We start from the raw sequence: 12,035 nt of genomic DNA, 5'->3' as shown, positions 1-12,035 counted from the left end.
CATGTGATTACACGATGCACCGAAGGTGCTAGTGGAAGACATCCGCAGGATGCCCGAAGGGGATGAAGCACCGCTTCAGATCATTGTGGTCGTCGTATCGTGCTCCAAAGCCAGGTTTTTTCGTTTTGGTGAATCAATAGGCTACGCTGTAATGGCTTGCTCTTACTGCAACTGTGGCCTTGCTCCTGCAGCAATGGCTTGCTCTTTTGTGCCCCGCTTGCGCCTGTCTCATTCTTCGACGCGTCTGCGCGGGTCATCAAAAGAGCGCGCCTTATGTCGTCTATCTGAATTCATGCCACGTAGTAATGGCTTACCCTCTCGTACTCAGTTTGTGCCTGTTTCATACTCCGACGCGTCTGCGCGGGTCATCAAAAGAGAACGCCTTATTTGTCTATCTGGGCGCGTCATTAAAAGAGATTGCCTGTGCCATCTATCAGAATAGGTTGTCCCTTATTACTCGCTTCTCTATTTGCTCACCAATTCACTTATGTTTGTCTTGTTAGGTTGGTTTTTGAAGATAGTCTTCATTAATGTCCAAATAAAGTTCAAATAAGTTTGAACTCTAACTATTCCCTTTAATTTTTGGAAATCAGGTCTACAATGAAATGACATTTTAAATAAAGGAAGGAGTTTGAGATGACAAAAGTATTGGTTCTTTACTATTCAAGCTATGGTCACATCGAAAAAATGGCACAAGAGGTTGCCGAAGGTGCTCGCAGTGGCGGTGCGCATGTCGATGTTAAGCGCGTGCCTGAGTTGATGCCGGAAGATGTGGCGAAGAATGCGGGTATCAAGTTGGATCAGCAAGCTCCCGTTGCTAAGCCTGAAGAGTTAGCGGATTATGATGCTGTTATTTTTGGCTCGCCAACCCGCTTCGGTAATATGGCGTCTCAAATGCGTAACTTCCTAGATATGACTGGTGGTTTGTGGGCTCAAGGCAAGCTCGTTGGTAAAGTGGGCAGTGTCTTTACTTCCACTGGTACGGGTGGCGGCAATGAAACCACTGTACAGTCTTTTCATACGACTTTATTTCATCATGGTTTTGTCGTTGTGGGATTACCTTATTCTTGTCCAGAATTGGCGGATATAAGTGAAGTCAAAGGGGGATCACCTCTAGGAGCGGGAACCATTGCAGGTGCTGATGGTAGTCGTATGCCTTCAGATAAAGAAATAGCGATGGCTCGATTCCAAGGTAAGCATGTGGCTGAGATTGCGGCTAAATTAAGCGCATAAAGCAATTTAAAATAAAAAAGGGCAAACGGAAACGCTTGCCCTTTTTTGATTTGGTCAACCTATCCACAATGGACTACAAAAAGCCCATTATTTCTGTTTTGTTAATAACTTAGGCACTTATCCACTTCATTTGCTGCGCCTAGAATGACGGCGACACGTTGGTGAATGGCCTCTGGTTGGATATCTAGAATACGCTGCGTGTGCGAGTGTGCTTTACCGCCAGCTTGTTCTAGCAGCATGGCCATTGGGTTAGCTTCATACATTAGACGTAGCTTGCCAGCTTTAGATGGATCTTTGTTATCCCAAGGATAGATGAAGATACCGCCACGACAAAGAATACGATGTACGTCACCTACCATGGCAGCGACCCAGCGCATGTTGAAGTTCTTAGCACGTGTTCCATCTTTGCCTTTTACTAAATCATTCACGTAGTTCTGCATATTGGCAGACCAGAAGCGCTGGTTCGACATGTTGATGGCAAATTCTTGGGTGTCTTTTGCTACTTGAACGTTCTCGTTAGTCAGTGTAAAAATCTGATTAACTGGGTCGAAAGTAAACATGTTTACGCCATTGCCAGTGGTAAGAACTAACATGGTTGATGGGCCATATAGAACATAGCCAGCAGCTACTTGTTCTTTACCAGGGATCAAGAAATCTTCTTCAGTTGCTGGCTTATCACCCGTTTGGCGGTAGATGGAGAAAATGGTTCCGACCATAGCGTTAATATCGATATTCGATGAGCCGTCTAATGGGTCAAAGGCGATAAAGTATTCACCATCCGTGTTAGCAGGAACAATGTAGTCCTCTTCTTCTGAGGCAATGGCTCTAACAGCAGGGCAGGCAAGTAGGGCGTCTTTTAGCATGTCGTTAGAAATAACATCCAGTTTCTTTTGTTCTTCACCCTGAACATTTTCATTGCCGGCCATACCTAAAATTCCTGCTAGCGAGCCTTGTTTTAGTGCGTCAGATATCGCGATACAGGTATCAGTTGTTACTGTTAACACGGCTTGTAATGACGTTGGTGTCGCGCTGGATGCTAAAACATCAGGTAGGTTTTGCATGATCTGGCATTTCCTTGTTATTTGAAGTTGTTTAAATTATGCCACTCTAGACATTGGGTGTCAGCCAAGGTAGGAATATGTAGGCAAAATAAATAGGGGAAACAGATGTTTTCGGATAATCTATGCAAAATACTGAAAAGGAATCTTTATGCCTGATTTTATCGTTCATCATTTAGAATTAAACGGTCAAGGTGGCGCGACGGCTTTATCGCCACTTGATTTGCCAACAGTTGTTCCTGAAAGTGGTTGTCGCTGGATACACTTAGATTGTCTTGAAGAGGCAGGGTTCGATTGGCTTTCAAGTTTAGAGGGGATTCCCGAGACCGCAGTAGAAGCGTTATTCGCAGAAGAAACGCGTCCTCGCGCAGTGAGAATGGGGAACGGTTTATTGCTGACATTACGAGGGGTGAATTTAAATCCTGACTCGAATCCTTCAGACATGGTGTCATTACGTCTGTGGGTAACGCCTAACTTTATTGTTTCTAGCCGTCGCCGTCGGTTGTTGTCTGTGCAAGATACCGTGAAGAATCTTGTTAATAACGAAGGTCCGCTGAATACCGGCGACATTGTGGCTACGTTAACCGAAACGCTGACTGGCCGAATGGCGAAAATAATCCATGATCTTGAAGATGAATTATCAGACTTAGAGGAAAGTATTGGAGAGGGAATTGAAGCTGATCAGCGTGATTCTCTTGTACAGCGTCGACTTGAAACTATTCGTTTAAGACGTTTTCTTGTACCGCAGAAAGAAGCCATTAATAAATTAGCACAAGAGTCGCTTACTTGGATGACACCGGATCAAACGTCACAAGTGCATGAAGCTGCCAACGATATAACACGATATGTTGAGGGGCTAGAGTCGCTACGTGAGCGTTGTTTGTTAATGCAAGAAGAGTTTGCCAACTTACAAGGCGAGAAGATGAATGCTCGTATGTATGTACTGTCTATTCTATCGGGTATTTTTATGCCACTTGGCTTTTTAACGGGGTTGTTTGGTATCAATATTGGCGGCATGCCAGGTACAGACAGTGGTGCAGCTTTTTGGGTGTTCTGTGTGGTTTTGGTGGCACTAGGCGGCGGTCAGTTTATATTGATGCGCAAAAGCCGCTGGTTTTAAGTCATTTTAGGCGCAGCGTGCTAATGCTGGATTATTAAAGTATTGCAAAGCCTCAATAACTTTCGAGGCTTTGCATGCAGTCAGGTTACTTTTTGATTGTCTTGATGCCGTCTTTTGTCGCCAGCAACAAAATGTCCGCAGAACGCTTTGCGAACAAGCCATTTGTAACCACACCAACAATACCGTCGATGCTTTTTTCAAGCGCAATAGGATCAAGGATTTCTAAATTATAGACATCCAAAATATGGTTGCCGTTGTCTGTAACAACGCCTTCACGATAAACCGGATCCCCACCTAGTTTGACTAATTCACGTGCGACGTGACCGCGAGCCATTGGAATGATTTCTACAGGTAGTGGAAAATCACCCAGTAATTTTACTAGCTTGGATTCATCTGCAATACAGACAAACTCGTCACTGCATGCTGCCACGATTTTCTCTCGAGTTAATGCAGCACCACCGCCCTTAATTAAATGTAGATGATCATTTGATTCATCCGCACCGTCAACGTACACACGAATGCTATCCACGCTGTTGAGGTTATAAACAGGGATGCCGTGTTTTTTAAGTCGCTCTGCTGACGCTTCTGAACTTGCTACTGTGCCATCAAATAAATTTTTGTGTTTGGCCAGTTCGTCAATAAAAAGATTGGCAGTGGAACCCGTGCCAACCCCAACGATGGTGTCGGTCTCTAACATTGGCAGAATGTAAGCTACCGCAGCTTCAGCAACGGCTTGTTTTAATTCGTCTTGGGTCATGGCGGTGTGCACCTTTTATTTATCATTTTCTAGGGGGCGGTCAATTTGACTTATCTTTGTTGGTAAGTCACCTCTTATGGTGACGACATTATAGGCGCTTAAACAGGCGATTGTTACCCCTCCTTGATCGCCCAATTTAACGATTCTATGCTTTTTTCATATCGATTTAGAGGTTATCTGTCTTTGCGCCAAGAGAGTTGAAAGAGTATATTTCCTACTCGGTTTTTTTTGACTAGCAGTCAGCTTAGATGTCGCTAAGAACATCATGTTGTCGATTTATATTCGTTTAGGAAGCACTATGCCTCATACCATGATTAAAAAAATTCTACAGGCACGCGTTTATGACGTTGCTGTAGAAACACCACTGTCTCGAGCCAATCAATTGTCTAACCGATTGGGCAACGAGATTATTTTGAAACGAGAAGATTTACAGCCAGTTTTCTCTTTCAAAATTCGTGGGGCATACAACAAGATTTGTCAGTTAACGCCAGAAGAACGTGCTCGTGGTGTGATTGCGGCTTCAGCAGGTAACCATGCCCAAGGTTTGGCATTGGCGGCGAAGAAATTAGGGATTCACGCCACTATAGTAATGCCTGCAACTACGCCAGAAGTAAAAGTTAGCGCGGTAAGAAATCATGGCGCAGAGGTTGTGTTGTTCGGTGATGCCTTTGATGAAGCGTCGGCTAAGTCTCGCGAAATTATGGAGCAAACAGGCCAAGTTTATGTTCATCCATTTGATGATTTAGACACCATTGCAGGCCAAGGTACGATTGGCATGGAAATTCTGCATCAGCATGAAGGCAATATCGACGCTATCTTCATTCCTGTTGGCGGTGGCGGTTTGATTGCAGGTGTTGCGGCATATGTAAAATATTTGCGCCCTGATATTAAAATCATCGGTGTTGAGCCAGAAGACGCTGCTTGTTTGAAAATTGCTATGGAAAAGGGTCAGCCTACACGCCTGCCTACTGTAGGCATTTTCGCAGAAGGTGTGGCAGTGGCGGAAATTGGTCAAAATACTTTTGCTATCGCCAAAGATACTGTCGATGAAGTCATCACAGTGACGACGGATGAAATGTGTGCCGCGATTAAAGATATTTACGATGATACTCGTGCGATTACAGAACCTGCAGGTGCGTGTGCTTTGGCAGGTTTGAAAAAATACATCGAGCGAGAAGACGCGAAAGGCCAAACGTTAATCGCCATTAACAGCGGTGCGAATGTGAACTTTGACCGCCTCCGTCACGTGTCTGAGCGGGCGGAGTTGGGTGAAAAGCGTGAAGCCATCATTGCGGTAAAAATCCCAGAGCAACCTGGTAGCTTTAAAGATTTTTGCCAAGCCTTGGTGGGGCGTAACATCACTGAGTTCAATTACCGTTATGGAGATGACCAGCAAGCCGTTATTTTTGTTGGCGTTGCTTTGGGCGGAAGCCCACACAGCCGTAAAGAATTACTGGAAGACCTGAAAGACTATGGAATAGTCGACCTAACCGACGATGAAACCGCCAAAGTGCATGTGCGTCATATGATCGGTGGGCATTTACGCAGCGATAAAGGGGAGTTGTTGTACAGCTTCGAATTTCCTGAGCGTCCTGGTGCTTTGCTGAAGTTTTTGAACACTCTAGGCGGACAATGGAATATTTCCATGTTCCATTATCGTAATCATGGTGATGCTTATGGCCGAGTACTGGTGGGATTACAAGCGGTAGGTGAAGAAACAGATGTGACGCAATTTTTAGATGAGTTGGGCTATCCGTATCAAGACGAAAATAACAACGAAGCCTGTAAGCTGTTCTTTCGCTAAAAGCGTGAAAATCGGTTATCATTAGCGCAACGTTTTTTTGAATTCAGCCCTCTGACTGTCACCAGTCAGAGGGCTGTGTGATTCTGATGTGTCGCCATCACTAGCGGCATATATACTGTTTAAAGGTCTCCCTTGTGAATATTCAAACTCTTCTAAATCAGCGCATTCAAGCGGCTATGGTTGCGGCTGGCGCACCTGATACTGCGCAAGCGTTAGTTCGCCAGTCGGCAAAAATTCAATTTGGTGATTACCAAGCCAACGGCATTATGGGGGCAGCTAAGGCGCTGAAAATGAACCCGCGTGACTTCGCTCAAGCCACTTTGGATAAGTTAGATCTCTCTGACCTTACCGATAAGGTCGAGATTGCAGGACCAGGGTTCATTAACATTTTCCTGAAAAATGCGTGGCTAGGTGCTGAGCTGAAGCAATTACGCACCAGCGAGCGTTTAGATATTCCAGTGGTAGAAGCGCCAGAAACTGTTGTTGTTGATTACTCTTCGCCAAACCTTGCCAAAGAAATGCACGTTGGTCATCTTCGTTCAACGGTTATTGGTGATGCTGTTGTTCGTACATTGGAGTTTTTAGGCCATCACGTGGTTCGCCAAAATCACGTGGGTGACTGGGGAACTCAGTTTGGTATGTTGTTGGCGTACATGGAGCGTTTGCGAGCACAAGACGCTAAGATCAGCATGGCCTTGTCGGACTTGGAAAGCTTTTATCGCGCGGCGAAAACCTGTTTCGATGAAGATGAAGCCTTCGCTACTCGCTCTCGTGAGTTAGTTGTTGCCCTTCAATCTGGTGATGAAGAGTGTTTGGCGCTTTGGGATGAGTTTATCAATATCTCTCTTACGCACTGTGAAGAGACTTATAAGATGCTCGGCGTGTCTTTGGAACGCCAACACGTGATGCCAGAAAGTGCTTATAACGATGATTTAGCGAATGTTGTTAACGAGCTGAAAGAACAAGGTATGCTGCAAGAATCCAACGGTGCACAGTGTGTATTCATGGAAGAGTTTGCCAATAAAGAAGGCGAAATTACGCCTGTTATCGTTCAGAAAACTGGTGGCGGTTTCTTGTATGCCACCACTGATTTGGCGGCCGTGCGCTTCCGTCAGCATACGTTGAATGCTAATCGTGTGTTGTATTTCGTTGATGCTCGCCAGTCTTTGCATTTCCAACAGATCTTCACTTTGTCTCGTAAAGCCGGCTTTGTGAAACCAGAAACACAATTGGAACACATGCCGTTTGGCACCGTGATGGGCAGCGATGGCAAACCCTTCAAAACTCGTTCTGGTGGCGTAGCGAAATTGTCATCTTTATTGGAAGAAGCGCAGGAACGTGCTTACCAATTGGTGGCGTCGAAGAACCCAGAAATGAGTGAAGAAGAACTTCGTAACATTGGTCGTGTGGTCGGTATTGCGTCGGTGAAATACGCGGATTTGTCGAAAAACCGTACCAGTGATTACGTCTTCAATTGGGACAGCATGTTGAGCTTTGAAGGCAACACAGCGCCTTACTTGTTGTACGCTTATTCACGAGTGGCAAGTATTGTTAAACGTTCTGAGATCGATCTAGCGAGCCTGACAGGTGATATTTCTGTTGAAGAGCCGCAAGAGCGAGCCTTGGCGATGAAATTGTGTCAGTTCGAAGAAGCTATTCAACAAGTCGCGAACGATGGTATGCCACACTTCTTGTGCTCTTACTTGTACGATTTAGCCGGTACCTTTATGACTTTCTACGAAGCTTGCCCAATTTTGAATGCCGAAGACGACGTGAAGCATAGTCGTTTACAATTGGCGTTGAATACCGCTTCTACACTGAAGCTTGGCTTATCTTTGCTAGGGATTGAAACACTAGAGCGTATGTAAAATCTCTCTATCGTTCTGTTTTAATGAAGATAATAAAAGGCGCTTTTCTAGTGGATTAGCGCCTTTTGTATTTTTAATCTTAAGTGACATAATCCGCACATAAAAGAGGATTAACAAAGAGGAAGAATCAGCAGATGAAGATTTATATTGCCTATACAGGCGGCACGATTGGTATGGTGCCTTCGGATCAAGGCTTAGTACCCGATGCGGCATTTGCTGACCATCTAGCTCAACACTTAAACGCATCCGATGAGCTTGCCCACGACTTTGTGATTGCCAGTTATCCAACTTTGATCGATTCATCCAATGCGACGCCGAAAGACTGGCAAACCATTGCCCGTGATATTGAAAGCAAATGGCATGATTTCGATGCCTTTATCGTGCTGCATGGCACTGACACAATGGCGTACACATCGGCGGCGTTGTCTTTTATGTTTGCTCACAGTAATAAACCCATTATCGTGACTGGCTCGCAAGTACCTATGTATAAAGTGCGCACCGATGCAATGATTAATGTGATGGGTGCGATTTCAGCGTGTGAGGAAGGCGTGCAAGGTGTCTTCTTGTTTTTTGCAGGACGCTTGATAGAAGGTGATCGCGCCCATAAAGCGCACACCAGTGACTGGCAAGCTTTCAGTTCTCCGAACTGCCCAGAGCGCGGTGTATTAGGCATTGATTGGCGTTGGGGATCTAATGAGAGTGCGCAAAAGCCAGTGGTCATTCAAATCCCAGAGATGGAAGAGGGCGCTGTGACTATTTTGCCGGTGTTTCCTGGGGTTCAGGTTGCGCACTGGCAAGGCTTGCTTAACGACCAGGTAAAAGGTGCTGTGCTATTAAGCTATGGTGCAGGCAACGCTCCGGATAAGGACCCAGCTCTGCTAGCACTGTTGAGCACGGCCACAGAGCGCGGTGTGGTCATTGTGAATGTGAGCCAATGTGGCGCAGGTAGTGTGGCGGCTGGAGCTTATGCTGCAGGATCAGCTTTGGTTAAGGCAGGAGTGGTTTCTGGGCAAGACATAACCTATGAAGCCGCGTTTGTTAAGTTGAGTTTTTTGATAGGGTTGGGTCTGTCGAGCGAAGAAATTAAACACAGCTTCGTATAAAGAAAAGCGAAAAGGGATTTTGCATGGCATTTTTATATGTGCTTTTAGTACTGATTTGGTCAACTGGTTTTATTACGGGCAAACTCATCGTCGGTCTGATTGATCCTAACGTTTTTTTGAGTATCCGTTTCGTTTTGTCGGGTTTGTTATTTCTTGCTATTGCCCTAGGGCAGCGTCGGCGCTTTCCAATGTGGAATGAGCTTCCCAAGCACATTATTGCGGGTATGTTGATGAATGGTTTTTACTTGGGCTTTGCCTATGTGGCCATTGCAAAAGGCTTGCCCGCTGGCGTTATGGCCTTAATTGGGGCGTTGCAGCCTGCATTGGTGACTTTGCTTGCCTTCTTGTTGATCAAAGAGAAAACCTCTCTGAAAGGCGTAATCGGCATGTTGGTTGGTATTGTTGGGCTAGTGTTAGTAATCAGTCCCGCGCTAGAGCTGGATATGAGTCATGGCGGCGTGACTTTGCTGACGTTTGCCTTAGCGTGTGCAGCGATATTTACCTTGTCTCTTGGTGTGACCTATCAAAAGATGTCCATCTCATCGTCTGATATTTTCAGTTCCATGGCGATTCAAAACCTCGCTGCGAGTGTCGTCTCGATTGGCTTTATGCTGTTACTCGGTGAGACGTTGTTTGTCGTGCAGCTGGAATCTTTCTTATTAGTAATTTGGGGTGTGCTGGTGTTATCTGGCGGTGGTGTTTTCTTAATGGTGTGGTTATTAAGAAAAGTCCGAGCATCACAAGTTTCCACTATGTTGTTATTAGCGCCCCCGCTAGCGGCACTAGAAAGTTATTTTTTATTTAGTGAGTCCATGACAGCGGTTCAGATTATCGGTTTTGTGATTACGATTCTTGGGGTTTACTTTAGTCGGGCAAAATCCAGCGATAAATGAAAGGGAAAAGAACGTGTTTTCCTATGATAATCCATTGAGCTTCGTTTTGGTGTGTTTAAATAAAATCACGATATGCTTTAGCTTCTTATAAAAAAACTACATTGCTTAACATGCTATTTGTTATTAAACGACTACTATTAAATTTGTTTGCATTTTATGTTTTTAATGATGGATTTTAGTAGGTGGGTATATGGGGTTGTTTGCAAATAGTAGTGAAAAACAAGCGCTAGAGCAGAGTATTATTGCGGTCATTACAATCGATACGAAAAATACGGTGACTTTTTTTAACCCCGCTGCAGAGAAACTGTGGGGTTATAGCCGTAAGGAAGTGATTGGGCAAAATGTAGCGATGCTTATACCTCATGAACTAAGAGCAAATCATGATGGGTATGTTCAACACCATAGAGACTCTGGCGATGATAAAATTGTCGGCAGTTCCCGAGAAGTACAACTACAAAGAAAAGACGGCGTAAGAGTTTGGGTGCAATTATCTTTATCTCAGGTGCTGGTGGGTAAACAGAAACATTACACGGCATTTGTTAGAGAAGTCACCAATGAACGACGTGAACAAGAGATAACAAGGCAAACGCTAGAACAAGCATTAGACGCGGTTGTCTGTATTGACTTAAAAAACTGTGTGACGTTATACAATAAAGCCGCTGAGAAACTTTGGGGTTATACGAAAGAGGAAGTGATTGGCAATAATGTTAAAATGCTTGTGCCTGCCGCAATACAATCCCAGCATGACGAATTAATTGATCGAAACCGCCGTACAGGTGTCGATAAAATTGTTGGCACTAGCCGAGAAATTAAAATCGAACGCAAAGATAAGCAGGTGGTCTGGGGGCAATTATCGCTATCAAAGATTGAGCTTGATGAAGGTACGTTGTACACGGCTTTTGTCAAAGACGTTACCGAAGAAGTTAAACAACGAGCTGAGCGAGAAATGTTGTCCTTGGTGGCAAATGAGACCGATAACGCCGTTATTATTACTAATGCTTCAGGTTTGATTGAATATGTTAACCAAGGGTTCGAACGTTTAACTGGCTATGAAATGGATGAAGTTCGTGGCAAAAAGCCAGGGACTATTTTACAAGGTCATGAAACTAATCCTGCAACAGTAGACAATATACGCCGCCATATTGCTAAAAAAGAGCCTTTTTACGATGAAATCCTTAACTACGCTAAGAGTGGTGATCCGTATTGGGTTTCTCTTTCAATTAACCCAGTATTTGATGATGAAGGAAACGTTAAAAACTTTATTTCCGTGCAAGCAAATATTACCCAAGTTAAGCAAATGGCGCTGGATTTTACACGCAAGCTAGATGCCATTAGTGAAGCGTTGGTAATGATTGAGCTTGATACGAAATTCTCCCTAATCAAAGCGAATACCCTGATAGAGAGCAAACTTCAAGGTCTCATGAAAGCCGCAGATTTTGGTTTGTATATCATGAACAGATTAACGGACAACCAGAAATCAGAGCTAAACAAAAAGGGTAGTTTAAGTTTACAGACGGATATAAAGAGTAATGGCGAGGTACTCAGTATCGATGCCAAATTATGTGTTTTGCGAAACTTTAAGGGTGAAGTAACCCAATATGTTTATTTTGGTATTGATATTACAGATCGCAAATTGACGGTTATCAAAACTCAAGAAGCAATGTCTGAAGTGGTTGCGGTGAGTAATAAAATCAGTGAGATGGTTAGCACCATCAACGGCATTTCTGAGCAAACTAACCTACTGGCTCTAAATGCGGCTATTGAAGCCGCGAGAGCAGGAGAGATGGGGCGAGGTTTTGCTGTCGTTGCTGACGAAGTGCGATCTCTGGCTGCTAACTCTAAGAATTCAAGTAATCAAATTGACGGTTTAGTGAGTGATACGCTCTCAAAAGTGGATGAGCTTGCTGAGCTACTGAAGAAGATAGACAACTAAGTTCTGAGTGAAGAATCAAAAGTCAGGCTAACTTAGTTAGCCTGACTTTTTCTTTTTTCAAGGATTCTCAACTTAGCTTCAGCGCGATCAATCAAGGTGCCGAAGCGTTCTACTCTTCCCAGTTAAAATTATTCTATGCCTTGTCATTAGGGCTTGAGCATTACCTTGAAAGTGTAGGTCACCGTCAAAGAAACCATCGCCATTCAATAATTTTCGATAGGACGAACTTGGTTTTGCGCCAGTATGCGAGATGATGAACTTAATGA

General features: G+C 44.3%; 9 protein-coding genes. 7 read left to right on the top strand and 2 right to left on the bottom strand.

The annotated features are described in order from the left end of the window. Nucleotides 1–636: 636 nt before the first annotated feature. Nucleotides 637–1,233 carry an NAD(P)H:quinone oxidoreductase gene (gene wrbA, locus DFP75_RS15035; protein WP_110576877.1) on the top strand — a complete coding sequence of 199 codons (597 nt, stop codon included), beginning with the start codon at nt 637–639 and terminating at the stop codon, nt 1,231–1,233. 101 nt (nt 1,234–1,334) lie between these two features. Here wrbA and DFP75_RS15030 read toward each other — a convergent pair whose 3' ends face one another. Continuing rightward, nucleotides 1,335–2,294 carry a class 1 fructose-bisphosphatase gene (locus tag DFP75_RS15030; protein WP_110576876.1) on the bottom strand — a complete coding sequence of 320 codons (960 nt, stop codon included), beginning with the start codon at nt 2,292–2,294 and terminating at the stop codon, nt 1,335–1,337. 148 nt (nt 2,295–2,442) lie between these two features. On the opposite strand from DFP75_RS15030, the gene DFP75_RS15025 reads away from it, so the two are divergent. Further along, complete coding sequence (locus tag DFP75_RS15025) at nt 2,443–3,411, top strand: zinc transporter ZntB (RefSeq protein ID WP_110576875.1); 969 nt, start codon at nt 2,443–2,445, stop codon at nt 3,409–3,411. A gap of 85 nt (nt 3,412–3,496) precedes the next feature. On the opposite strand, the gene rpiA is transcribed toward DFP75_RS15025, so the two are convergent. After that, the gene (gene rpiA / locus DFP75_RS15020) at nt 3,497–4,168 is read right to left on the bottom strand and encodes a ribose-5-phosphate isomerase RpiA (protein ID WP_110576874.1); all 672 of its coding nucleotides are present in this window, start codon (nt 4,166–4,168) and stop codon (nt 3,497–3,499) included. 298 nt (nt 4,169–4,466) lie between these two features. On the opposite strand from rpiA, the gene ilvA reads away from it, so the two are divergent. From ilvA to DFP75_RS18715, 5 genes are all read left to right on the top strand, one after another. After that, a complete protein-coding gene (ilvA, locus tag DFP75_RS15015) occupies nt 4,467–5,972 on the top strand; it encodes a threonine ammonia-lyase, biosynthetic (protein WP_110576873.1) in 1,506 nt (501 codons plus the stop codon). A gap of 134 nt (nt 5,973–6,106) precedes the next feature. Then, entirely contained in the window at nt 6,107–7,840 is a 1,734-nt protein-coding gene (gene argS / locus DFP75_RS15010; protein WP_110576872.1) for an arginine--tRNA ligase, read from the top strand. A 134-nt stretch (nt 7,841–7,974) separates the two neighbouring features. Next, nucleotides 7,975–8,943 (top strand): asparaginase domain-containing protein, encoded by a 969-nt coding sequence (locus tag DFP75_RS15005; RefSeq protein ID WP_110576871.1) that lies wholly within the window; start codon nt 7,975–7,977, stop codon nt 8,941–8,943. 23 nt (nt 8,944–8,966) lie between these two features. Next, the gene (locus DFP75_RS15000; protein ID WP_110576870.1) at nt 8,967–9,836 is read left to right on the top strand and encodes a DMT family transporter; all 870 of its coding nucleotides are present in this window, start codon (nt 8,967–8,969) and stop codon (nt 9,834–9,836) included. A gap of 190 nt (nt 9,837–10,026) precedes the next feature. Then, complete coding sequence (locus DFP75_RS18715) at nt 10,027–11,769, top strand: PAS domain S-box protein (RefSeq protein ID WP_110576869.1); 1,743 nt, start codon at nt 10,027–10,029, stop codon at nt 11,767–11,769. The last annotated feature ends 266 nt before the right edge of the window (nt 11,770–12,035 follow it).

The sequence above is a fragment of the Marinomonas alcarazii genome, assembly GCF_003208215.1.
In the GTDB taxonomy this organism is placed as follows: Bacteria; Pseudomonadota; Gammaproteobacteria; order Pseudomonadales; family Marinomonadaceae; genus Marinomonas; species Marinomonas alcarazii.
Note: the sequence above shows the minus strand (reverse complement) of the source record. Positions and strands in the feature narration are given on the sequence as shown.

Bases quoted from the DNA above. Each gene is read 5' to 3' on its own strand.
- DFP75_RS18715 (WP_110576869.1), top strand. From the start codon at position 10,027: ATGGGGTTGTTTGCAAATAGTAGTGAAAAACAAGCGCTAGAGCAGAGT.
- DFP75_RS15030 (WP_110576876.1), bottom strand. From the start codon at position 2,294: ATGCAAAACCTACCTGATGTTTTAGCATCCAGCGCGACACCAACGTCA.
- ilvA (WP_110576873.1), top strand. From the start codon at position 4,467: ATGCCTCATACCATGATTAAAAAAATTCTACAGGCACGCGTTTATGAC.
- DFP75_RS15000 (WP_110576870.1), top strand. From the start codon at position 8,967: ATGGCATTTTTATATGTGCTTTTAGTACTGATTTGGTCAACTGGTTTT.
- rpiA (WP_110576874.1), bottom strand. From the start codon at position 4,168: ATGACCCAAGACGAATTAAAACAAGCCGTTGCTGAAGCTGCGGTAGCT.
- DFP75_RS15025 (WP_110576875.1), top strand. From the start codon at position 2,443: ATGCCTGATTTTATCGTTCATCATTTAGAATTAAACGGTCAAGGTGGC.
- DFP75_RS15005 (WP_110576871.1), top strand. From the start codon at position 7,975: ATGAAGATTTATATTGCCTATACAGGCGGCACGATTGGTATGGTGCCT.
- wrbA (WP_110576877.1), top strand. From the start codon at position 637: ATGACAAAAGTATTGGTTCTTTACTATTCAAGCTATGGTCACATCGAA.